Origin of the sequence: Pseudomonas peradeniyensis, assembly GCF_014268935.2 — a bacterium.
In the GTDB taxonomy this organism is placed as follows: domain Bacteria; phylum Pseudomonadota; class Gammaproteobacteria; order Pseudomonadales; family Pseudomonadaceae; genus Aquipseudomonas; species Aquipseudomonas peradeniyensis.
This window is the reverse complement of record NZ_JABWRJ020000002.1, coordinates 837,122-860,472: the sequence shown is the minus strand read 5'-3', so window position 1 is coordinate 860,472 and position 23,351 is coordinate 837,122. Positions and strand designations below refer to the sequence as shown.

Annotated in this window: 20 protein-coding genes; 4 read left to right on the top strand and 16 right to left on the bottom strand. The window is 64.2% G+C overall.

Going from position 1 to position 23,351, the window contains the following annotated elements; genetic code table 11:
* Positions 1-98: 98 nt before the first annotated feature.
* Positions 99-584: a YajQ family cyclic di-GMP-binding protein gene (locus tag HU751_RS13375; protein ID WP_011535522.1), complete on the bottom strand. Its 486-nt coding sequence runs from the start codon at positions 582-584 to the stop codon at positions 99-101.
* A gap of 100 nt (positions 585-684) precedes the next feature.
* Between HU751_RS13375 and HU751_RS13370 the strand changes: the two genes are divergently transcribed.
* Genes HU751_RS13370 through HU751_RS13360 form a run of 3 tightly spaced genes read left to right on the top strand, consistent with a single transcriptional unit; the run spans position 685 to position 4,234 of the window.
* The gene (locus tag HU751_RS13370) at positions 685-1,602 is read left to right on the top strand and encodes a putative 2-dehydropantoate 2-reductase (protein WP_186731950.1); all 918 of its coding nucleotides are present in this window, start codon (positions 685-687) and stop codon (positions 1,600-1,602) included.
* Positions 1,603-1,638: 36 nt separating this feature from the next.
* Positions 1,639-3,666: a sensor histidine kinase gene (locus HU751_RS13365; RefSeq protein ID WP_050703859.1), complete on the top strand. Its 2,028-nt coding sequence runs from the start codon at positions 1,639-1,641 to the stop codon at positions 3,664-3,666.
* A 1-nt stretch (position 3,667) separates the two neighbouring features.
* Complete coding sequence (locus tag HU751_RS13360) at positions 3,668-4,234, top strand: cob(I)yrinic acid a,c-diamide adenosyltransferase (protein WP_186594287.1); 567 nt, start codon at positions 3,668-3,670, stop codon at positions 4,232-4,234.
* 117 nt (positions 4,235-4,351) lie between these two features.
* Here the strand turns inward: HU751_RS13360 and HU751_RS13355 are convergent, their stop codons facing one another.
* The 4 genes from HU751_RS13355 to secA all read right to left on the bottom strand — a co-directional run bounded on the left by HU751_RS13355 (position 4,352) and on the right by secA (position 10,194).
* Positions 4,352-5,296 (bottom strand): Nudix family hydrolase, encoded by a 945-nt coding sequence (locus HU751_RS13355; RefSeq protein ID WP_186731949.1) that lies wholly within the window; start codon positions 5,294-5,296, stop codon positions 4,352-4,354.
* A complete protein-coding gene (locus HU751_RS13350) occupies positions 5,293-5,925 on the bottom strand; it encodes a glutathione S-transferase family protein (RefSeq protein ID WP_186731948.1) in 633 nt (210 codons plus the stop codon). The genes HU751_RS13355 and HU751_RS13350 overlap by 4 nt, the downstream gene beginning before the upstream one ends.
* A gap of 94 nt (positions 5,926-6,019) precedes the next feature.
* Positions 6,020-7,237 carry a bifunctional glutamate N-acetyltransferase/amino-acid acetyltransferase ArgJ gene (argJ, locus tag HU751_RS13345; protein ID WP_062575065.1) on the bottom strand — a complete coding sequence of 406 codons (1,218 nt, stop codon included), beginning with the start codon at positions 7,235-7,237 and terminating at the stop codon, positions 6,020-6,022.
* Positions 7,238-7,458: 221 nt separating this feature from the next.
* The gene (gene secA, locus HU751_RS13340) at positions 7,459-10,194 is read right to left on the bottom strand and encodes a preprotein translocase subunit SecA (protein WP_028689731.1); all 2,736 of its coding nucleotides are present in this window, start codon (positions 10,192-10,194) and stop codon (positions 7,459-7,461) included.
* 355 nt (positions 10,195-10,549) lie between these two features.
* Between secA and HU751_RS13335 the strand changes: the two genes are divergently transcribed.
* A complete protein-coding gene (locus tag HU751_RS13335) occupies positions 10,550-11,011 on the top strand; it encodes a DUF721 domain-containing protein (protein WP_186731947.1) in 462 nt (153 codons plus the stop codon).
* A gap of 426 nt (positions 11,012-11,437) precedes the next feature.
* Here HU751_RS13335 and HU751_RS13330 read toward each other — a convergent pair whose 3' ends face one another.
* The 11 genes from HU751_RS13330 to murD all read right to left on the bottom strand — a co-directional run bounded on the left by HU751_RS13330 (position 11,438) and on the right by murD (position 23,345).
* The gene (locus HU751_RS13330; protein WP_186731946.1) at positions 11,438-12,025 is read right to left on the bottom strand and encodes a DUF4225 domain-containing protein; all 588 of its coding nucleotides are present in this window, start codon (positions 12,023-12,025) and stop codon (positions 11,438-11,440) included.
* A gap of 125 nt (positions 12,026-12,150) precedes the next feature.
* Positions 12,151-12,636, bottom strand: coding sequence for an Hcp family type VI secretion system effector (locus HU751_RS13325; RefSeq protein WP_186731945.1), 486 nt, complete (start codon positions 12,634-12,636; stop codon positions 12,151-12,153).
* A 253-nt stretch (positions 12,637-12,889) separates the two neighbouring features.
* On the bottom strand, positions 12,890-13,801 hold the full coding sequence (lpxC, locus tag HU751_RS13320) for a UDP-3-O-acyl-N-acetylglucosamine deacetylase (protein WP_028689733.1): 912 nt from the start codon (positions 13,799-13,801) through the stop codon (positions 12,890-12,892).
* 112 nt (positions 13,802-13,913) lie between these two features.
* The gene (ftsZ, locus tag HU751_RS13315) at positions 13,914-15,110 is read right to left on the bottom strand and encodes a cell division protein FtsZ (RefSeq protein ID WP_028689734.1); all 1,197 of its coding nucleotides are present in this window, start codon (positions 15,108-15,110) and stop codon (positions 13,914-13,916) included.
* 55 nt (positions 15,111-15,165) lie between these two features.
* The gene (ftsA, locus tag HU751_RS13310; RefSeq protein ID WP_028689735.1) at positions 15,166-16,434 is read right to left on the bottom strand and encodes a cell division protein FtsA; all 1,269 of its coding nucleotides are present in this window, start codon (positions 16,432-16,434) and stop codon (positions 15,166-15,168) included.
* A 14-nt stretch (positions 16,435-16,448) separates the two neighbouring features.
* Positions 16,449-17,318, bottom strand: coding sequence for a cell division protein FtsQ/DivIB (locus HU751_RS13305; protein ID WP_062364074.1), 870 nt, complete (start codon positions 17,316-17,318; stop codon positions 16,449-16,451).
* A 6-nt stretch (positions 17,319-17,324) separates the two neighbouring features.
* Positions 17,325-18,281: a D-alanine--D-alanine ligase gene (locus HU751_RS13300; protein WP_110736710.1), complete on the bottom strand. Its 957-nt coding sequence runs from the start codon at positions 18,279-18,281 to the stop codon at positions 17,325-17,327.
* On the bottom strand, positions 18,278-19,726 hold the full coding sequence (gene murC / locus HU751_RS13295) for a UDP-N-acetylmuramate--L-alanine ligase (protein WP_186713255.1): 1,449 nt from the start codon (positions 19,724-19,726) through the stop codon (positions 18,278-18,280). The genes HU751_RS13300 and murC overlap by 4 nt, the downstream gene beginning before the upstream one ends.
* A complete protein-coding gene (gene murG, locus HU751_RS13290; RefSeq protein ID WP_186731944.1) occupies positions 19,719-20,798 on the bottom strand; it encodes an undecaprenyldiphospho-muramoylpentapeptide beta-N-acetylglucosaminyltransferase in 1,080 nt (359 codons plus the stop codon). Before murG ends, murC begins: the two co-directional genes overlap by 8 nt.
* On the bottom strand, positions 20,788-22,002 hold the full coding sequence (gene ftsW / locus HU751_RS13285) for a putative lipid II flippase FtsW (RefSeq protein WP_189657241.1): 1,215 nt from the start codon (positions 22,000-22,002) through the stop codon (positions 20,788-20,790). Before ftsW ends, murG begins: the two co-directional genes overlap by 11 nt.
* Positions 21,999-23,345 carry a UDP-N-acetylmuramoyl-L-alanine--D-glutamate ligase gene (gene murD / locus HU751_RS13280; protein ID WP_186713254.1) on the bottom strand — a complete coding sequence of 449 codons (1,347 nt, stop codon included), beginning with the start codon at positions 23,343-23,345 and terminating at the stop codon, positions 21,999-22,001. Before murD ends, ftsW begins: the two co-directional genes overlap by 4 nt.
* Positions 23,346-23,351: the final 6 nt, after the last annotated feature.

Here is a 23,351-nt window from a genome sequence, read left to right as displayed (position 1 = left end):
GCCGAACGGCAAGTACACGATGAGGCGGGCAACGCAAAGCAAGCGGCCCGGACCCCGATGGACATCACTGCGCCATCAAGGTTCCGGGCCGCCGAGTATCAGTCGCGGAAGTTGTTGAACTGCAGCGGCATGTCGAATTCCTTGGTGCGCAGCAGGGCGATGGCTTCCTGCAGGTCGTCACGCTTCTTGCCGGTCACGCGAACCTGCTCGCCCTGGATGGCGGCCTGGACCTTGAGCTTGCCGTCCTTGATGGTGGCGACGATCTTCTTGGCCAGGTCCTTGTCGATGCCTTCGCGGAACTTGGCTTCCTGTTTCTTTTCCTTGCCGGATGCGTAGGGGTCCTTGGTTTCCAGGCATTTGACGTCGATCTTGCGCTTGACCAGCGCCAGGCGCAGGATTTCCAGCATCGCCTCGAGTTGGAACTCCTCCTCGGCGGTCAGCAGCACGGTCTGCTCCTTGTCCTTGAACTCGAAGGTGCCCTTGCCCTTGAGGTCGTAACGGCGGTCGAGGTCCTTGATGGCGTTGTCGACGGCGTTCTGCACTTCGTGCTTGTCCAGTTCCGATACCACGTCGAACGAAGGCATGGATGATCTCCAGAAAAAAAAGCGCGCTCGGCCTGAAGATGGAGCGCGTCGGGTTTGATGGTTAAAATGCGGACTCATTATAACGGGTTGCGAAACGCAGATGAGCAGCACCTGGCATATTCTCGGCGCCGGTAGCCTCGGCAGCCTCTGGGCCTGTCGCCTGGCCCGCGCCGGCAAGGCGGTCCGCCTGATCCTGCGTGACCAGCAGCGCCTGGCCGCCTATGAGCACGGCGGCGGACTGACCCTGGTCGAACAGGACGGCGCCCAGCACTACGCGATCCCTGCGGAGACTGCCGACGCCTCCGGCCCGATCCATCGCCTGCTGGTCGCCTGCAAGGCCTACGACGCCGCGCCCGCCGTGGCCCGCCTGGCCCCGCGGCTGGCCAACGGCGCCGAGCTGGTGCTGTTGCAGAACGGCCTGGGCAGCCAGGACGAAGTCGCCGACCAGGTGCCCCACGCCCGCTGCATCTTCGCCTCCAGCACCGAGGGCGCGTTCCGCGAAGCCGACTGGCAGGTACGCTTCGCCGGCCACGGCTTCAACTGGCTGGGCGACCCGGCCAATCCCAACGTCCCATCCTGGTTCGAGGATCTGCACGACGCCGGCATCCCGGCCCAGTGGGCGCTCGATATCCCCACCCGCCTGTGGCGCAAGCTGGCGCTCAACTGCGCGATCAACCCGCTCACCGTGCTGCACGACTGCCAGAACGGCGGCCTGCTCGGCCACCTGGCCGAGGTCGACCAGCTGTGCGACGAACTGGCCGGCCTGCTGCGCCGCTGCGGCCAGCCCGAGGCCGCCAACGACCTGCACGAGGAAGTGCAGCGGGTGATCCTCGCCACCGCGGCCAACTACTCTTCCATGTACCAGGACGTCCGCCATCGCCGGCGCACCGAGGTCCACTACCTGCTCGGCCACGCCTGCCGTGTCGCTGCGCGGCATGGCGCCAGCGTGCCGCATCTGGAAAAGTTGCGCCGGCGCCTGATGGCAAACCTCGAGGCACGCGGCTTGCGCAGCGACTGACGCCCCTTATCCACAGGACAGGACACCTCTTCACCCATGACCCTGCGTCAACGCCTGGAAAACCTCCCGGTCGGGCAGAAACTGCTGGCGGCCCTGCTGGTGCTGCTGGTGACCATCCTGCTGGTGGCCAACCTCGCCTTCATCAGCGCCGCCTACTGGATCACCCAGGAAAGCATGGCGCCCCAGGCCCTGCAGACCATCGGTCGGCTGGTCTCCAACCCGCAGCTGTCCGCGCGCGCCGGCGACTCGACGGAGAACGCCACGGCGCTGCTCAAGGAGCTCGACAGCTACTCGCCGTTGCGCGCCGCCGCGATCTATGGCGGCGATGGGCAGATGCTGGCCCAGCTGCAGCACGGCGACCCGCTGACCCTGCCCAAGCGCTACCGCAACATCGACGGCTGGCGCCTGATGGAGTTTCGCAGCACCCAGCTGATCCGCCTGCCGCGTAGCGCCGCCCCGCCCGCGCACCTGCTGCTGGTAGCCAGCAGCGAGCTGCCCACCGCGTTCTACACCGGCACCCTCTCCGCCAGCCTGGCCATCCTGGTGTTCAGCATACTGCTGTGGCTGGTCATCGCCCGGCAGATCAAGCGCCTGATCACCGTGCCGATCAATCGCCTCGAAGAGCTGACCCGCCAGGTCACCCGCGAGGAGAGCTATGCCCTGCGCGCCCAGCGCGGCAACGACGACGAGATCGGCAGCCTGGCCGAGGCGTTCAACACCATGCTGTCGCGCATCGAGGCCCGCGAGCAGCAGCTCAAGCGCACCCGCGACGAGTTCCAGGACGCCTACGACCAGGCCCAGGGCCTGGCCGAGGAAACCCGCCACACCAACCGCAAGCTGGAACTTGAAGTCCAGGTGCGCAGCAAGATCGAGAAGAAGCTCACAGGCTTTCAGAACTACCTGAACAGCATTATCGATTCCATGCCTTCGGCGCTGATCGCCCTCGACGAGCAGCTCTACGTCACCCAGTGGAACCACGAGGCCACGGTGCTCTCCGGCACACCGCTGGACGAGGCACTGAACCAGCCGGTGTTCCTCGCCTTTGAGCCGCTCAAGCCCTTCCTGCCGCAGCTCAAGGAGAGCGTGGAGAAACACCGGGTGGCCAAGATCGAACGGGTCACCTGGCCCAAGGGCGAAGACCTGCGCCACTATGCCCTGACCTTCTACCCGCTGATGGGTGGCGCTGGCCGTGGCGTGGTGATCCGCATCGACGACATCACCCAGCGCCTGTCCCTGGAAGAGATGATGGTGCAATCGGAGAAGATGCTCTCGGTCGGCGGCCTGGCCGCAGGCATGGCCCACGAGATCAACAACCCGTTGGGCGCCATCCTGCACAACGTGCAGAACATCCGCCGGCGCCTGTCGCCGGACCTGCCGCGCAACCAGGAACAGGCCGGCGAGCTGGGCATCGACCTGCCGGCCGTCAACCGCTACCTGGAAAGCCGCGAGGTGCCGCAACTGCTCGACGGCATCCAGCAGGCCGGCGCCCGAGCGGCCAAGATCGTCACCCACATGCTCAGCTTCAGCCGCCGCAGCAACCGCCAACTGGCCCCTTGCGAGCTACCGGCGCTGATCGACCAGGCCGTGGAGATCGCCGGCAACGACTTCGACCTGGCCATCGGCTTCGACTTCAAGGGCCAGGCCATCGTCCGCCAGTTCGACCCGCAACTGGGCCCGGTGCCCTGCACCGCCAACGAACTCGAACAGGTGCTGTTGAACCTGCTGAAAAACGCCGCCCAGGCCATCCACCAGCGCCCGCAGCCCAGCGAACCAGGGCGCATCACCCTGCGCACCCGGCTCAACCCGCCGTGGGCGGAAATCCAGGTCGAGGACAATGGCGTCGGCATGCCCGAGACCGTGCGCAAGCGCACCTTCGAGCCGTTCTTCACCACCAAGGAAATCGGCCAGGGCACCGGCCTGGGCCTGTCGGTGTCGTACTTCATCATCACTAACAACCACAAGGGGCAGATGGAAGTGCAGTCCACCCCCGGCCAGGGCACCTGCTTCACCCTGCGCCTGCCCCTGAACCCGGCCCAGCCGACCACCATCCAGACGGAGACATGACATGGGCTATCGCCTGTCGAAGATCTACACCCGCACCGGCGACAAAGGCGAAACCGGCCTGGGCGACGGCCGCCGGGTGCCCAAGGACCATCCGCGGATCGAGGCGATCGGCGAGGTGGACAGCCTCAACAGCCAGTTGGGCGTGCTGCTGGCCGGGCTGGCCGAGGCCGGACTTGGCGAACTGATCGAGGTGCTGGCGCCTTGTCAGCACCGATTGTTCGACCTCGGCGGGGAGCTGGCGATGCCCAGCTACCAGGCGTTGAACATTGCCGAGGTGGAACGCCTGGAGGCGGCCATCGACCGCTGGAACGAAGAGTTGGGGCCGCTGAAGAATTTCATCCTGCCCGGGGGCTCGATGCTGGTGGCCCAGGCCCATGTCTGCCGCAGTGCGGCGCGGGCGGCGGAACGGCGTTGCCAACAGCTGAATGCGCTGGAACCGTTGGAGGGAGTGGGGCTGGCCTATATCAACCGGGTGTCGGACCTGCTGTTCGTCGCGGCCCGGATCATTGGGCGGCGACAGGGTGTGGACGAGGTATTGTGGCAGCCTGCGCCTAAACCTGAGGCTTGAGATTGCTGGGGCTGCTTCGCAGCCCATTCGCGGCACAAGGCCGCTCCTACAGAGGACCGCGCGATCCCTGTAGGAGCGGCCTTGTGTCGCGATAGGCCGTAAAGCGGCCCCAATTACTCAGTTCTCAGGCCAGAACGCCCGGATCCCCGCAACACCCTGCGCCCCAACCTCCCAGGCCCGCTCCCGCTCGCCAGGCCCGACCCCGCCGAGCAGAAACACCGGATGGCTGATCCCGCCGATCAACCGCTGCGCTTCATCCCACCCCAACGGCACCGCCTCGGGATGAGTCTGGGTCGCCTGCACCGGTGACAGGGTGACGAAATCCACCCCCATCTGCTCAGCCAGCGCCAGTTCCTCGGCACTGTGGCAGGACGCCGCCAGCCAGCGCTCCTTCGGGAATGGACGCCCCTTGGCCGCGTACTTGCGCAACTGCGCGGCGGTCAGGTGCCAGCCGGCCGACGGGAAGTCGCCCAGCCATTCCAACGGCCCCTTGAGCATCAATTGAGCCTTGCCCGCGCACAAGCCGACCGCGTCCACCGCCACATCGCGGTACTTGGGGTCGTACATGTCCGGGGCGCGCAGCTGGATCAGCTTGATGCCGCTGGCCACAGCCTTCTGGATGCCCTTGAGCAGCTCTGGCACTTCCAGCCCGTCCGGCGTGATCAGGTACTGGTCTGGCAGGCGCGCTGCGGCGACGATCGGCTTGTTGGCCTCGGGGAACTCATATTGGCCAAGGTCACGCGGTGCCACCCAGGCCAAGGGCTGCCCCTCGGCGCCGTGGGGCTCGCCGGTAAAGGCGTGCACTTCACGCACATCCAGCAGCACCTGCTTGTCCGGATAGTCGTGACTGACCTTGATCAACGGCCGTGAAGCCGCGACCTCGATACCCAGCTCCTCGCGCAGCTCGCGGGCCAGCGCCGCCTCGACGCCCTCGCCCTCCTCCAGCTTGCCGCCGGGGAACTCCCACAGGCCGCCCTGGTGCTGGGTATCGGCGCGGCGGGCGATCAGGATCCGCCCGTCGGCACCACGAATGACCGCTGCGACTACATGAATCCGTTTCACCCTTCACGCTCCGCCAGGCCAGCTTGTTGCCAGGCCTGGAAGGCCGGCCATTGGTAGATGGTCTCGATGTAGGCGGCCGCTTCGGCCGGCACCGCGACGCGGTAGGTGCGCAGGCGCACGGCCACCGGGGCGAAGAATGCATCGGCCAGGGTTGGCCGGCCGAACAGGAACGGACCGGTGTCCTTGGCGACCACGCGGCATTCGTTCCACAGGGCGACGATGCGGTCGATATCGACCTGCACGTCCAGCGGCACCTCGGCCAGTGCTTCGTCACGGGACATATCGAACGGCATGGCGCCGCGCAGGGCGAAGAAGCCGCTGTGCATCTGCGCGCAGGCCGAACGGGCCTGGGCACGGGCGGCGACGTCCTCGGGCCACAGGCGGGCCTCGGGGTGGCGTTCGTTGAGGTATTCGGCGATGGCCAGGGAGTCGGCGATCACGCCGTGCTCGCTCTGCAGCAGCGGCACCTTGGCGGTGGCCGAGAAAGCCAGCAGGCGCTGGCGGGTGTCAGGCTGGTTGAGCTTGACCAGGGTTTCTTCGTAGGGGACGCCGGCCAGCTCGAGGGCCAGGGCGCCGCGTAGCGACCAGGAGGAATACAGCTTGTCGCCGATGATCAGGTGATAGCTCATGGTTCGGCTCCATGTTGCGGGCAGTGTGCAGTAGTCGCGGGGCAAGCCCGCTCCCACGACAGTCTGCGTGGGAGCGGGCTTGCCCCGCGATGGATCAGGTGCGGTATTCGGCGTTGATCTTCACGTACTCGTGGGACAGGTCAGTGGTCCAGATGGTTTCGCTGCACTGGCCACGGCCCAGCTCGATGCGGATGGTGATCTCCTCCTGGGCCATCACCTTGGCGCCCTGGTCCTCGGTGTAGCTCGGGCTGCGTCCGCCCTTGCTGGCGATGCACACGCTGTCCAGGTACACATCGATCAGGCTGACGTCCAACGCCGGCACGCCGGCACGACCGACTGCGGCAAGGATACGGCCCCAGTTGGGGTCGGAGGCGAACAGCGCGGTCTTGATCAGCGGCGAGTGGGCCACGGCGTAGCCGACGTCCAGGCACTCCTGATGGTTGCCACCACCGTTGACCTGCACGGTGACGAACTTAGTGGCGCCTTCGCCGTCACGGACGATGGCCTGGGCCACCTCCATGCACACCTCGAACACCGCTTTTTTCAGCGCCTCGAACAGTGCGCCGCTGGCCTCGGTGACTTCCGGCACATCGGCCTTGCCGGTGGCGATCAGCATGCAGCAGTCGTTGGTCGAAGTGTCGCCGTCGATGGTGATGCGGTTGAACGACTTGTTGGCGCCGTCGAGCATCAGGTCCTTGAGCACCGCCGGGGCGACCTTGGCGTCGGTGGCGATGTAGCCGAGCATGGTGGCCATGTTCGGGCGGATCATGCCGGCGCCCTTGCTGATGCCAGTAACGGTGATGGTCTTGCCATCGTACTGGAACTGGCGGCTGGCGCCCTTGGGCAGGGTGTCGGTGGTCATGATGCCGGTGGCGGCTTCGGCCCAGTGGTTTTCCGACAGGTTGTCCAGGGCGGCCTGCAGCGCGCCTTCGATCTTCTCGACCGGCAGCGGCTCGCCGATCACGCCGGTGGAGAACGGCAGCACGGATTCAGCCGGCACGCCGGCAAGCTCCGCCAGCTTGGCGCAGGTGCGCTCGGCGGCGGCCAGGCCCGGCGCGCCGGTGCCGGCGTTGGCGTTGCCGGTGTTGGTCAGCAGGTAACGCACGGTGCCCTGCACACGCTGCTTGGAAAGGATCACCGGGGCCGCGCAGAAGGCGTTGAGGGTGAACACGCCGGCGACGCTGGAGCCTTCGGCGCAGCGCATCACCACCACATCCTTGCGCCCTGGGCGCTTGATGCCCGCCGAGGCGATACCGAGTTCGAAACCGGGAACCGGGTGCAGGGTGGGCAGGGGACCAAGACCAACAGCCATTAGAGCGCTCCTATGGAAAACAAGGGATGTGACGACGTCGGACGATCTTAATGTCGGCCGGTTACCTGAGGGAAGAGCGGGGGCCGCTTCGCAGCCCATCGCGACACAAGGCCGCTCCCACAGAGACTGCGCTGCTCTTTAGCCGAGCGCTGTACCTGTGGGAGCGGCCTTGTGTCGCGAAAGGGCCGCAACGCGGCCCCTCGGATGTCACGCAGGATCGATTACTCGATCTGACCGTGGCAATGCTTGAATTTCTTGCCCGAACCACACCAGCACGGCTCGTTGCGGCCCAGCTTCATGTCGTTGCGAACCGGCGCGGAGGCCACGGCGACTTCGGCGCCCTCCTCGGCCAGCTGCTCGCCTTCCAGGCCCGGGGCGGCGGCGTGCTGGAACTGCATGCGGCTGGCCAGTTCCTCGGCCTCGCGGCGCAGGCGCGCCTCTTCCTCGGCCGGATCTTCGCGGCGCACCTGGACGTGCGAGAGCACGCGGATGGTGTCGCGCTTGATCGACTCCAGCAGCTCCTGGAACAGGGTGAACGACTCGCGCTTGTACTCTTGCTTCGGGTTCTTCTGCGCATAGCCGCGCAGGTGGATACCGTGGCGCAGGTGGTCCATGGTCGACAGGTGGTCTTTCCACAGGTCGTCCAGCACGCGCAGCAGGATCTGCTTCTCGAAGGTGCGCAGGGCGTCGATACCGGCCTGGTCTTCCTTCTCGTTGTAGGCGTCGGTGATTTCCTTGATCAGCCGCTCGCGCAGGGTTTCCTCATAGAGGTGGTCGTCCTCGTCGAGCCACTGCTGGATCGGCAACTTGATGGCGAAATCGCTGGCCAGCGAAGCTTCCAGGCCGGCCACGTCCCACTGCTCGGGCAGCGATTGCGGCGGGATGTGCTGACTGATGGTGGCATCGAGCACTTCCTGGCGGAACTCGGCGATGGTGTCGCCGATGTTCTCGGCGGCCAGCAGGCTGTTGCGCATGTGGTAGATCACCTTGCGCTGCTCGTTGGCCACGTCGTCGTATTCGAGCAGTTGCTTGCGGATGTCGAAGTTGCGGCCTTCGACCTTGCGCTGTGCCTTCTCGATGGCGTTGGTCACCATGCGATGCTCGATGGCCTCGCCGGACTGCATCCCCAGCGCCTTCATGAAGTTCTTCACCCGGTCGGAGGCGAAGATGCGCATCAGGCTGTCTTCCAGCGACAGGTAGAAGCGGCTGGAACCGGCGTCACCCTGACGGCCGGCACGGCCACGCAGCTGGTTGTCGATACGGCGCGACTCATGGCGCTCGGAGGCGATCACGTGCAGGCCACCGGCTTCCAGTACCTGCTGGTGACGTTTCTGCCAGTCGGCCTTGATCTGGGCGATCTGCTCGGCGGTCGGGTTGTCCAGGGCGGCCACTTCGGCCTCCCAGTTACCGCCCAGCAGGATGTCGGTACCACGACCGGCCATGTTGGTGGCGATGGTCAGTGCGCCTGGAGCACCGGCTTGCGCGATGATCTCGGCTTCTTTCTCGTGGTACTTGGCGTTCAGGACCTTGTGGTCGATACCTTCCTTCTTGAGCAGGTTGGACATGTGCTCGGAGGTTTCGATGGTCGCGGTACCGACCAGGACCGGACGGCCATGGGCCATGCTTTCCTTGATGTCGGCGATGATCGCGGCGTACTTCTCGTCGGCGGTCAGGTACACCAGGTCGTTGAAGTCCTTGCGGGCCAACGGCTTGTTCGGTGGGATGACCATCACGTTGAGGTTGTAGATCTGGGCGAACTCGAACGCCTCGGTGTCGGCGGTACCGGTCATGCCGGACAGCTTGGTGTAGAGGCGGAAGTAGTTCTGGAAGGTGGTCGAGGCCAGGGTCTGGCTCTCGGCCTGGATGTTCAGGTTTTCCTTGGCCTCGATGGCCTGGTGCAGGCCTTCGGACAGGCGGCGGCCCGGCATGGTGCGGCCAGTGTGCTCGTCGATCAGGAGGATCTGGCCTTCCTGGACGATGTACTCGACGTTGCGGTGGAACAGCTTGTGCGCGCGCAGGCCGGCGTAGACGTGGGTCAGCAGGCTCAGGTTGTGCGCCGAGTACAGGCTCTCGCCCTCGGCCAGCAGGCCGGACTGGGTCAGCATGTCCTCGATGAACTGGTGGCCGGCCTCGTTCAGTTCGACCTGGCGGCTCTTCTCGTCGATGGTGTAGTGGCCCTCTTGGGTCACCTGGCCTTCGACTTCCTCGATGTGCTGGGTCAGACGCGGGATCAGGCGGTTGATCTCGATGTACAGCTTGGAGCTGTCCTCGGCCTGGCCGGAGATGATCAGCGGGGTGCGCGCCTCGTCGATGAGGATCGAGTCGACTTCGTCGATCACGGCGAAGTTCAGCTCACGCTGGAACTTCTCGTCCTGGCTGAACGCCATGTTGTCGCGCAGGTAGTCGAAACCGAATTCGTTGTTGGTGCCGTAGGTGATATCGGCGGCATAGGCGGCGCGCTTTTCTTCAGGCGGCTGGAAGGCCGAGACGATGCCGACGTTGAGGCCGAGGAACTCGTACAGCGGACGCATCCAGTTGGCGTCGCGGCGGGCCAGGTAGTCGTTGACGGTGACCACGTGCACGCCCTTGCCGGACAATGCGTTGAGGTACACGGCCAGGGTACCGACCAAGGTCTTGCCTTCACCGGTGCGCATTTCTGCGATCATGCCTTCGTGCAAGGTCATGCCGCCGATCAGCTGGACATCGAAGTGACGCATGCCCATCACGCGCTTGCCGGCCTCGCGGGCCACGGCGAAGGCTTCGGGCAGCAGCTGGTCTAGAGTCTCGCCTTTGGCCAGACGCTCCTTGAACTCTGCGGTCTTGCCCCGCAGCTGCTCGTCGGAGAGGGCCACCATCTTCTCTTCGAAGGCATTGACGGTGCTCACCGTCTTGAGCATGCGTTTGATTTCACGCTCGTTCTTGCTTCCAAAAAGTTTTTTTAACAAAGGCGCAAACATATCGGCAGGATCTTCCACACGTAGGGATGGAGGGCGGCCCCGTGAGTCGCCCGTGCAGCCCTGAGGCCGCATGCGAACGAGCATTCTACCCGGAAACGATGGTGAGGAAAGTGGTGGATTTCCACGATGCTGGCACAGCGCTTTTAGGGGGCCTGACTAACATAGGGGCTTTTTGCGCAAGTTCAAGGTGCGCGAAGATGAAACGTATCGCGAATGACTTGCATCAAGATCCGGCGACCGCTCGCGGGGCAAGCCCGCTCCCACGCCCGGCCACACGCTGGCGTGGGAGCGGGCTTGCCCCGCGATGAATGCCCAACTGGTAGACTGTCGATCCTGTAACCCTCTGCAGACCTCCATGGCCTACAAACCCACCCCTGCCCGCCCCCCCGCCGACCTGCTGCGCAAGGCCCGGCCACTGCGCCTGCTGCTCAACCAGGCCGAGCGCCTCGAGCACCTGCAGCGCCTGCTGGAAAGCCAGCTGCAACCGGCCGCCCGCGAGCACTGCCACGTGGCCTCCTGGAAGGAAGGGACTTTGTTGCTGGTGGTTACCGACGGCCATTGGGCCACCCGCCTGCGCTACCAGCAGAAGCGCCTGCAACGCCAGCTGCAAGCCATGGAGGCGTTCGCCAACCTGAGCCGCATCCAGTTCAAGGTACAGCCGCCGCTGGTGGCGGCAAAACATGAAGGCCACGGGCCTGAACTGTCGGAATCTGCCGCAGACAGCATCCTAGGTTCGGCCGAAGGCATCAGCGATCCGAAGTTGCGCGCAGCACTGGAGCGCCTAGCGGCGCATGCGCAGGTAAAGGATAAGAGCTGAAAGGTCCTGTATATTTCTACATTGCCCACGCGGTCTTTTGCAGAGCAGGTTTGGTGCTGAAAACTCCAGATCCGCATTTTGCCTGCAGATCACAAGTAACAGCCCCTAACCAAGCTGCTCAAAGTAATTCATTTTTCCGTTTTCCTCGAGGTTCATTCCTGGAGGGCATCGCGCCACAGTGCAGAATGGCCCCGATCAGGCACCCCCAACCTACGACGGGGTTCGCGCTCAAGAAATCCGGATGATATCCAAAGAACAGAAAATAGGAACGATCAATCACGCGCATATAATATGTTATAAAAAACATGTTATAGAAAAAGCATAGGAAAAACAGGCCATAGCCAAGTCGCGCACCCGAACATTTGAAGCGCAGTGCATAAGCACTCCACACCCCCAAAACGACAGCCGAGACAAAGACCAGAGCCATCATCGTTTGCCCAACTCTATCAGCACCTGTTCCCCCGTCAGCATGTCAACGCCAACTTCGAACATTATCGCGCCCTTACCCATTTCCTTATAGGCCCTGACCTTATCCGCCTGAATATATCTAAAAAGTCGCCAAGCCCCCTCTTTCAGAACCATACGGCTCAGTCCAAAGCCTGACAAGGCGATATCAGCAGACCCATAGGCGACATTACCATGTGAAGCGCGCCCTCCGGACAATTCCGCAAACTTTTGATAGCCTCTGCGAATGGGACCTACCGTGTCGTTTCGCCTACTGATAACATTCCTGCCATTCTCATAGACATTATTGACACCATGCAGTATCAGAGGTATGCCTCCTGCAACACAGCCAACACCCAGTGACAGCTTACAAACTGCCAAGCCGGTACCTACCTGTAACACCCCAGCAGCAACTCCCGCCACAAGCTTTAAATACTCATCAACTTGCGCATAAAGCTCTCTATGTTCACGTCTTAGCGCAACTGACGCTTGCTCAGCAGTAAGCTCTCCCCTTCGAACACCCTCCACAACAGCCTTGGAGCTGGATGAGACCTCTTGGGTGAACTGCACCCTCAAACCGTCATCACTGATATATCGAGCACCAATCTCGCACGCATAACTGTTAAGTCTGCCAGCCAGATGGCTTAACTCCCAGAGCTCGCGTTCCCCCGAAGAGCCGCCTCTCCGCGCCCCGTTCAATCTCCTCCACCCCAGTTTGCATAGCCGCTAGTGCCAGAGATCAAATGTTGCCAACATATAGAGCTGTAGCGAATGGCAAGGTACTCCTGCGGATCCTGATCATTGAGCAAGACCGAGTGCGGCATTTCTATACGCTGATCAACAAGTAGCCCACCAGTGAGCTCAATGTGAAGAAATCGCTCTTGCTTACCACTAGCGTTTATCCGATAAAAATTAATCTTGCAGTCTACAATTTCACGACTGACCAGTGCTTCCGCGAGCAACGGGGTAGACTTATCGAGATGCTTAGTAATTAAAACGGGACGATGTGTCGCCCGATCAGTGTTATCTATATTCGAGAGATTGTGCGAAAACGAGAGCACCATGATTTCATCTGTGTGCCCAGCCTGATACCGATTGCCAAGAGAGTCCTGAGTTGAGCATCCTGCCGAAAGCAGCCCTCGGAACCGCCCCTTGATAGCCATATATCCGTGATAAGCCATTCGCAAACTCCTTGTAGATGGACCTCACTAGACTGCACAGCCAAATGTTTAATGTATGTAGGATGCGTCCGAAACAGCCAAAACAACATGATTCAAACTATGTCCGCAACGAGACGCATACAACATTTGTAAAACAGCGTACCCTCTGCAGCCGACGGCCTATGGAACTCCAACTGACACACTGTAGTTTTCACGAGGCATAAAAAAGGCCACCCGAAGGTGGCCTTAATCACACTAGAGAGAGTGTTCGAACTTACACGGCCGCAACAGGGCGCATGTACGAGATCGGTGCCGTGCTGGCATCTTCGAAGGTGACCACTTCCCAAGCGTCCGTTTCAGCGATCAGCTTGCGCAGCAGCTGGTTGTTCAGCGCGTGTCCGGACTTGTAGCCCTTGAACTCGCCGATCAGGCTGTTGCCCAGCAGATAAAGGTCGCCGATGGCGTCGAGGATCTTGTGCTTGACGAATTCGTCATCGGAACGAAGGCCGTCTTCGTTAAGCACGCCGGTCTCGTCGACCACGATGGCGTTCTCCACGCTGCCGCCCAACGCAAGGTTGTGCTTGCGCAGGTACTCGATGTCACGCATGAAGCCGAACGTGCGGGCACGGCTGACTTCCTTGACGAACGAGGTGCTGGAGAAATCGACGACCGCGCTCTGGGTCTGGCCCTTGAGGACCGGGTGATCGAAGTCGATCTCGAAGCTCACCTTGAACCCGTCGAAAGGCAGGAAAGTGGCGCGCTTGTCGCCCTCTTCCACTGTTACTTCGCGCAGGATGCGGATGAACTTCTTGGCTGCGTCCTGTTCTTCCAGGCCGGCCGATTGGATCAGGAATACGAAGGGTCCGGCGCTGCCATCCATGATCGGCACTTCCGAGGCGGAGAGCTCGACGTAGGCGTTATCGATGCCCAGGCCCGCCATGGCGGAGAGCAGGTGCTCGACCGTATCGACTTTGACGTCACCGTTGACCAATGTCGTGGACATGGTGGTCTCACCGACGTTGGCCGCGCGCGCCGGGATTTCGACCACAGGGTCGAGGTCGGCGCGACGGAAGACGATGCCGGTGTCGACAGGCGCAGGCTTGAGGGTCAGGTAGACCTTCTCCCCGGAGTGCAGGCCGACACCTGTGGCACGGATGGTATTCTTCAGGGTGCGTTGTCTAATCATGGCATTGGCCGCTTCAGCGCAAATTGCGAACAGGTATCAACAAAGGCTGGGGATGATAACAGACCCGGCCTTTGCTGAACACCAATCACCCTAATACCCCTGATAAATTCCATTAATCGGCCTGACGACGCAGGAACGCCGGGATATCCAGGTAGTCCAGATCATCCTGAGGGTTGAGTTTAGCTGCCGCCGCGGCACCCGCGTGGGCCTGGTTGCGCATCACGGTCGGACGCTCCAGGTCACGGTAGTTGACCGCCGACTGCTCCTGGCGAACCGGCGCCGGGTTGGAAGCCTCGTACGCCTGCTGGGCGGTCTGCAGGGTGTTGTCGACCACCTTGACCGGCTTCTCGATGCGCGCGCCCAGGCCGGTGGCCACCACGGTCACGTGCAGCTCGTCACGCATATCCGGGTCGATCACGGTGCCGACCTTGACCATCGCGTGGTCGGAGGCGAAGGCCTCGATGATGCTACCCACATCGGAGTACTCGCCCAGCGACAGGTCTGGACCTGCGGTGATGTTCACCAGGATGCCGCGGGCACCCTGCAGGTTGACGTCTTCGAGCAGCGGGTTGCGGATCGCCGCCTCGGTGGCTTCGCGCGCACGGTTCGGGCCGCTGGCGCAACCGGTCCCCATCATCGCCATGCCCATCTCGCCCATCACGGTGCGCACGTCGGCGAAGTCGACGTTGATCATGCCCGGACGCTTGATGATGTCGGAGATACCGCGAACGGCACCGGCCAGCACGTCGTCGGCCTTGGCGAAGGCGGACAAGAGGCTTGCATCCTTGCCCAGGATGGTCAGCAGCTTCTCGTTGGGGATGGTGATCAGCGAGTCGACGCTTTCAGCCAGCATGCGGATGCCTTCGTCGGCGATCTGCATGCGCTTGCGGCCCTCGAACGGGAACGGACGGGTCACCACCGCAACGGTGAGGATGCCCATTTCCTTGGCCACTTCGGCGATGATCGGCGCCGCGCCGGTACCGGTACCGCCGCCCATGCCGGTGGTGATGAACACCATGTTGGTGCCTTGCAGCACTTCGGCGATGCGCTCACGGTCTTCCAGCGCGGCCTGACGGCCGACTTCCGGATTGGCGCCGGCACCCAGGCCCTTGGTCACGCCGGTGCCCAGTTGCAGGATGGTGCGCGCGCCGATGTTCTTCAGCGCCTGGGCATCGGTGTTGGCGCAGATGAACTCGACGCCTTCGATGTTGCTTTTGACCATGTGGTTGACGGCGTTGCCGCCACCACCGCCAACGCCGATCACCTTGATGACCGGACTCTGCGGGACGTTGTCTACGAGCTCGAACATTTTCCCTCTCCTTACAGTTCTCTAGTTGTCGCGCCTACCACTACTGCTTTGAAACTTAGAAGTTGCTCTGGACCCAACGCTTGAGTCGTTCAAGCACAGGGCCCTTCGGTTCATCGCCATAGCTGTTGTTGCTGCTGTTGCTGTTGCTGATACCGGTCAGGGACGGGTCCTCGGACTGCTTCTGCAGACCGTAGGTGAGCAGGCCCACGCCGGTGGAATAGATCGGGTTGCGCACCACGTCGCTCAGGCCCCGAACGCTGTGCGGCACGCCCAGGCGTACCGGCATGTGGAAGATCTCCTCGGCCAGTTCCACGGCGCCTTCCATCTTCGCGGTGCCACCGGTGAGGACGATGCCGGCCGGCACCAGGTCCTCGAAGCCGCTGCGACGCAGTTCGGCCTGGATCAGGGTGAACAGCTCGTCGTAACGCGGCTCCACCACTTCGGCCAGGGCCTGGCGCGACAGCTCGCGCGGCGGGCGGTCGCCAACGCTCGGCACCTTGATGGTCTCGCCGGCGCCGGCCAGCTTGGCCAGGGCGCAGGCGTAGCGGATCTTGATTTCCTCGGCGTACTGCGTGGGGGTGCGCAGGGCCATGGCAATGTCGTTGGTGACCTGATCACCGGCGATCGGGATCACTGCGGTGTGGCGGATCGCGCCTTCGGTGAAGATGGCGATGTCGGTGGTGCCGCCGCCGATGTCCACCAGGCACACGCCCAGCTCTTTCTCGTCGTCGGTCAGCACCGAGTAGGCCGAGGCCAGCTGCTCGAGGATGATGTCGTCGATTTCCAGGCCGCAGCGGCGCACGCACTTCTCGATGTTCTGCGCCGCGTTGACCGCGCAGGTGACCACGTGGACCTTGGCTTCCAGGCGCACGCCCGACATGCCCAGGGGCTCGCGCACGCCTTCCTGGTTGTCGATCACGTAGTCCTGCGGCAGGGTGTGCAGCACCCGCTGGTCAGCCGGAATGGCCACGGCCTGGGCTGCGTCGAGCACGCGCTCAAGGTCGGCGGTGCTGACTTCGCGGTCGCGGATGGCGACGATGCCGTGGGAGTTCAGGCTGCGGATGTGGTTGCCGGCCACGCCGACGAACGCCGAGTGGATGCGGCAGCCGGCCATCAGCTGGGCCTCTTCGACGGCGCGCTGAATCGACTGCACGGTCGATTCGATGTTCACCACCACGCCCTTCTTCAGGCCGCGGGACGGATGGGTGCCGATCCCGACGATCTCCAGGGTGCCGTCCTCGCCGACCTCACCCACCAGCGCCACCACCTTGGAGGTGCCGATGTCCAGCCCGACGATCATTTTGCCGCTATGCGCGTTTGCCATGGTCCTGCCTCTCTCTAATTCTTCGCAACGGCGGGTTGGGCCGTCGTCGGTGCATTCGGTTCCCGCCAACCAACGGCAAGTCCGTTGGAATAACGCAGATCGATGCGGGCGATATTGGTGATCTGGTCTTTAAGCGATTTGTCGTAAATGGCAATGAAACGGCGCATCTTCTCCACCAGATGGTCGCGCCCCAACAGCAGCTCGACGCCCGCACCGGCGCTGCCCGCACCGGTGGTCAGGAACCAGCTGCCTCGCTCGCGCAGCTCCAGGCGAGCGATGGAAAAGCCCATGGGGCGCAGCATCTGGCTCAATACCTGATACTGCTGCATGACTTGTTGCTGAGCGCGCTGCGGCCCGAACAGCTGCGGCAGGTGCTCGTAGTTGGCCAGCTCGCGCGGGGTGAAGGCCTGGCCCTGGTTGTTGAGCAAGGCCTCGTCGCCCCAGCGCGCCACCGGCAACTGTTCTTCCAGGCGGATCACCACCTCGTCCGGCCACACCCGGCGCACTTCGGCGTGGGCGATCCAGGGCATCTGCTCCAGTTCCACGCGCATCGCCGCCAGGTCGACGGTGAAGAAGCTCGCCGCCACATAGGGGGCGATCCGCTGCTGCACCGACTGCTGGCTGATGTAGCTGAGGTCGCCCTGCACGTCGATCTTGGTGATCGGCCGGTCGGCGTAGGGCATCAGGCGGATGGCGCCCTCATAGGCGCCAAAGCCCGCAGCCACCAGCAGCACCGGCCACAACAGGCGCTTGAGACCGCCGAAGCTTGGCCGAGGCAGGCGCGCCGATACGGGCTCGTCGGCCACCAGTCGGCTGGCACCACGTGGCACCGGCTTGCTGCGGCCGGTAACGGGTGGTTGCTGACGTATCATCGCGCCTTGCATGGCTGGTTAACCTCGCTTCGCTACGCTGTCGGCCAGGATCGCCAGCACCAGCTGCTGGAAGTCCAGACCGGCGGCGCGGGCCGCCATGGGCACCAGGCTATGGTCGGTCATGCCCGGTGCGGTGTTGACCTCGAGCAGCCAGAATCGGCCCTGCTCGTCCTGCATCACGTCCAGACGGCCCCAGCCCTCGATGCCAACGGCATCGCAGGCACGCGCGGTCAGGTCGATCAGCTCTTGTTCCTTGGCACTGTCCAGGCCGCACGGGATGCGGTACTGGGTGTCATTGGCGATGTACTTGGCGTCGTAGTCGTAGAACACATGCGGGGTGCCCAGCGCGATCGGCGGCAGTACCTGGCCACGCAGCACGGCGACGGTGAACTCCGGACCGTGGATCCACTGCTCGACCAGTACTTGCGAATCGTATTTGGCGGCGTCTTTCCAGGCAGCGACCAGCTCCTGCTCGCTGTTCACCTTGGCCATGCCGATGCTCGAACCTTCATGGGCAGGTTTGACGATCAACGGGAAGCCCAGTTCCGCACTGGCGCCAATGCAGTCCTGCTCGCTGCCCAGTACCGCGTGACGCGGGGTCGGGATGCCCAGGCTCTGCCACACCTGCTTGGTGCGCAGCTTGTCCATGGCCAGCGCCGAGGCAAGGATGCCGCTGCCGGTGTAGGGAATCCCCAGGCACTCGAGCAGGCCCTGCATGCTGCCGTCCTCGCCGCCACGGCCGTGGAGGATGATGAAGGCGCGGTCGATCTTCTCGCGCTGCAGGCGATCCAGCAGGTCGTCACCGACGTCGATGGCGACCACGTCGACACCGGCGCTGGTCAGCGCCTCGATCACGGCCTTGCCCGACTTGAGCGAGACCTCGCGCTCGGCGCTCTTGCCGCCATACAGCACGGCGACGCGGCCGAAGGCCTTGACGTCGAGGGTGGAATGCAGCGTGTCGTAGGCGCTGGTCATTTCGACTTCTCCTGCTTGGCGCCAGCGAACAGCGGGCTTTTCATCAGTTGCGGGGCCAGGCCGCCGACATCACCGGCACCCTGGCAGATCAGGATGTCGCCGGCGCGCAGCAGCGGCTTGACCAGCGGCGCGAGCTCGGCGCCGCGTTCGATGTAGATCGGGTCGAGCTTGCCGCGCTGACGGATGCTGTGGCACAGCTGGCGGCTGTCGGCGCCGGGGATCGGCTCTTCGCCGGCCGGGTAGACCTCCATCAGCAGCAGCACGTTGGCATCGCCCAGTACCTGCACGAAATCGTCGTACAGGTCGCGGGTGCGGCTGTAGCGGTGCGGCTGGTAGACGATCACCAGGCGTCGGCTCGGCCAGCCGCCACGCACGGCCTTGATCACCGCGGCGACTTCGGTCGGGTGGTGGCCGTAGTCGTCGACCAGCATCACGCTGCCGCCGTCGACCGGCAGCTCGCCATACACCTGGAAGCGTCGACCGACGCCCTGGAAGCCCGACAGCCCCTGAACGATAGCCTCGTCGCTGATGCCTTCGTCGGTGGCGATGGCGATGGTGGCCAGGGCGTTGAGCACGTTGTGGTTGCCCGGCATGTTCACCGACACCTCGAGCGGCTCGCAGTCACGGCGCAGCACGGTGAAGTGAGTCTGCATGCCCTGCTGGCGCACGTTGATGGCGCGGATGTCGGCCTCTTCGCTGAAGCCGTAGGTGACAGTCGGACGCTTGACCTGCGGCAGGATCTCGCGCACAACCGGGTCGTCCAGGCACATCACCGCCAGCCCGTAGAACGGCAGGTTGTGCAGGAACTCGACGAAGGTCTTCTTCAGCTTGTTGAAGTCGCCCTCGTAGGTGGCCATGTGGTCGGCGTCGATGTTGGTGACCACGGCGACCATCGGCTGCAGGTGCAGGAAACTGGCGTCGCTCTCATCGGCCTCGGCGATCAGGTAGCGGCTGGTGCCCAGCTGCGCGTTGGTGCCGGCCGCGGTCAGGCGGCCACCGATGACGAAAGTCGGGTCCAGGCCGCCGGCGGCGAACACCGAAGCCAGCAGGCTGGTGGTGGTGGTCTTGCCGTGGGTGCCGGCCACCGCCACGCCATGGCGATAGCGCATCAGCTCGGCGAGCATCTCGGCGCGCGGCACCACGGGAATACGCCGCTCCAGGGCGGTGGCGACTTCCGGGTTGGCCGGGTTGATCGCACTGGACACCACCAGCACATCGGCGTTGGCGGCGTTCTCGGCGCGGTGGCCGACGAAGATCTGCGCGCCGAACGACTGCAGGCGCTCGGTCACCGGCGACTCTTTCAGGTCGGAACCGGACACTTCATAGCCCAGGTTCAGCAGCACTTCGGCGATGCCGCACATGCCCACGCCGCCGATACCGACGAAGTGGATGCGACGGATACGGCCCATTTTCGGGTGGGGCATGGCTTTCTGGCTCTCAACCATGGGCCACCTCCAGGCAGATATCGACCACGGTGCTGGTTGCGCCAGGTTTGGCCAGGCGGCGGGCGGTGCCGGCCATGGCGTTGAGTTTCTCGGGTTGCATCAGCACCTCGTTCAGGCGTTCAGCGAGCTGCGCTGCGCCAGTAGTCGCTTGTGGCATCAGGAAGGCGGCGCCTTCACGAGCCAGGTATTGGGCGTTGTGGGTCTGGTGGTCGTCGATGGCATGGGGCAAGGGCACCAGCATCGAGGGCAGGCCCGCCGCCGCGAGTTCGCTGACGGTCAGGGCGCCGGCCCGGCACACCACCATATCGGCCCAGCCATAGGCATGGGCCATGTCCTTGATGAACGGTTCGACCTGGGCCTCGACACCTGCCTCGTGATAACGCTCGGCGGTGACGGGGGCGTGGTTTTTCCCGGCCTGGTGGAACACCTCGGGGCGCAGGTTTTCCGGCACTTCGGACAGGGCCTTAGGCAACAATTTGTTCAATGGTTCCGCACCCAGGCTACCGCCCATGACCAGCAGGCGCGCACGGCGCTCGGCCAGGGGCGCGCGCGCCGCGTCCATGAACAGCTCCGGGCGCACCGGATTGCCGGTGGTGCGCAGTTTGTCGCTGGCGGCGAAGGTGTCCGGGAAGGCTTCGCAGACACGCGCGGCCAACGGCAGCAGCAGGCGGTTGGTGGTGCCGGCGCGGGCATTCTGCTCGTGGATCACCAGCGGCACCCCGCACAAGCGGGCGGCAACACCGCCGGGACCGGTCACATAACCACCGAAGCCGACCACGCAGACCGGCTTGAGCTCACGCACGATGCGCCGCGCCTGCAGCACGGCCTTGATCAGGGTGAACGGCGCCTTGAGCAGCGACAGCTTGCCCTTGCCGCGCAGGCCGGTGACCTGGATCAGGTGCAACGGCAGGCCGGCCTGGGGTACCAGTTCGTGCTCGATGCCACGCGGGGTGCCCAGCCAATGCACCTTGTAGCCACGGGCCTGGAACTCGCGGGCGCAGGCCAGGGCCGGGAACACGTGGCCCCCGGTACCGCCGGCCATGATCAGGATGTTCTTGCCGTCAGCGGCCATGACTGGTCTCCTCGGCAAAATCGCTCTCCTTGAATTCGTGTTCCTCGCTGCCCAGGTGCGTGCGGCTCTCCCACTCGATCCGCAGCAACAGCCCGACGCAGGCGCAGCAGATCACCAGCGAGCTGCCGCCGTAGCTGAGGAACGGCAGGGTCAGGCCCTTGGTCGGCAGCAGGCCGACGTTCACGCCGATGTTGATCAGGAACTGGCCGATCCACAGGAACGACAGGCCAAAGGCCATGTAGGCGGCGAAGAACTGCTTGGCCTTCTCGGCCCACAGGCCGATGTACAGCGCGCGCACGGTAATGAAGACGAACAGCGCGATGGTCAGCAGCGAGCCGATCACGCCGAGCTCTTCGGCCAGCACCGAGAACACGAAGTCGGTATGCGCCTCGGGCAGGTAGAACTGCTTCTGCACGCTGTTGCCCAGGCCCACGCCCAGCCACTCGCCGCGGCCGAAGGCGATCAGCGCCTGGGTCAGCTGGTAGCCGGAACCGAACTGGTCGGACCAGGGGTCGGTGAAGGTGATCAGTCGCGCCATGCGGTATGGCTGGGCCTGGACCAGCACCACCACCGAAATGACCGCCAGCACCACCATCAGCGAGAAGCGGAACAACCCCACCCCGCCAAGGAACAGCATGGCCGCCGCGGCGCCCATCATCACCACCGTGGCGCCGAAGTCCGGCTCCATCAGCAGCAGGCCGGCCATCGGCAGCAGCACGATGAACGGTTTGAAGAAGCCCATCCAGCTCTCGCGCACCTCGGTCTGCCGGCGCACCAGGTAGCCAGCGAGGTAGATGACCACGAAGACCTTGGCGATCTCCGACGGCTGCACGTTGAAGAAGCTGAAGCCGATCCAGCGCATCGAACCGTTCACTTCGCGGCCAATACCCGGTACCAGTACCAGCACCAGCAAGCCGAAGGCACCGATCAGCATGAGGAAGCCCATGCGCTGCCAGGTGGCGATCGGCACCAGCATGGTCATCAGCCCGGCGCCCAGGCCGAGAGTGACGTACACCAGGTGGCGGAACATGTGGTACAGCGGGTTGCCCGACTGCACTGCGGCCACTTCCGAGGACGCCGAGGTGATCATCACCAGGCCCAGGCCGAGCAGCGCCAGGCAACCGGCCAGCAGCGGGAAGTCGAGGTCGATGCCACGGCCGCTGATCAGCGGCGACGGGTACGGCTTGAGGATGCCGAAGATCATGCCAGCCCCTCCGCCGCCTGGGCGAACAGGCGTCCGCGTTCTTCGAAGTTCTTGAACATGTCGAGGCTGGCGCAGGCAGGCGACAGCAGCACCGCGTCACCCGGCTGGGCCAGCTCGGCGCAACGCTGCACGGCTTCGTCGAGGGTCTTGACCCGGACTTGCGCCACGGCATCGCCCAGGGTTTCGGCCAGACGCTCGGCGTCACGGCCGAGCAGCACCACGGCACGGCAGTGTTGAGCCATCGGCTCGCGCAGGGCGGCGAAATCGGCGCCCTTGCCATCGCCACCGGCGATCAGCACCAGCTTGCCTTCGATATCGGCGCCCAGGCCTTCGATGGCGGCCAGGGCGGCACCGACGTTGGTGGCCTTGGAGTCGTCGTACCAGTTCACCCCGTTGCGCTCGCGCACCCACTGGCAGCGATGGGCCAGGCCCTTGAATTCACGCAGCGCCTCGAGCATCGGCTCGAAGGGCAGGCCGGCGGCATGGCCGAGGGCCAGCGCGGCCAGGGCGTTGCTGTGGTTGTGGGCACCACGGATCTTCAGCTCACGCACCGGCATGAGGGTCTGGAATTCGAACGCCAGGTACTTCTCGCCCTCGACCTCGCGCAGGCCAAAGGCTTTGAAATCCGGCGCATTGAGACCGAAGCTCCAGCTCGGCCGGCCTTCGACCGGCAACGGACGGCTCAGGGCATCCTGGCGGTTCACCACCACCTGGCGGGCGCCGCGGAAGATCCGGTGCTTGGCCAGGTGATAGGCCGGCAGGCCGCTGTAGCGGTCCATGTGGTCTTCACTGATGTTCAGCACGGTGGCCACTTCGGCGTTGAGCTGGTCGGTGGTCTCCAGCTGGAAGCTCGACAGCTCCAGCACGTACAGCTCGACGTCGTCGGCCAGCAGGTCGAGGGCCGGGGTGCCGAGGTTGCCGCCGACCGCCACACGTTTGCCTGCCTTGGCGGCCATCTCGCCGACCAGGGTGGTGACGGTGCTCTTGGCGTTGGAGCCGCTGATGGCGACGATCGGTGCCTTGGCGTGGCGGGCGAACAGTTCGATGTCGCCGGACAGCTTCACGCCGCGCGCGGCGGCCTGCTGCAGGGCAGGCGTGGCCAGGGCCAGGCCGGGGCTCACGTAGAGCTCGTTGGCCCGGCACAGGAAGTCCACGTCCAGCTCGCCACAGCGCACTTCCACCTGCGGGTAATCTCGGCGCAGGGTGTCCAGTTCCGGCGGTTGCTCACGGGTGTCGGCGACCGCAAAGGCAATGCCCCGGTTCGCCAGGAAGCGAACCAGGGACATGCCGCTCTTGCCGAGGCCGACAACGATGCGGAATTGGTCGGAAGCGATCAGTGACACGCTCGT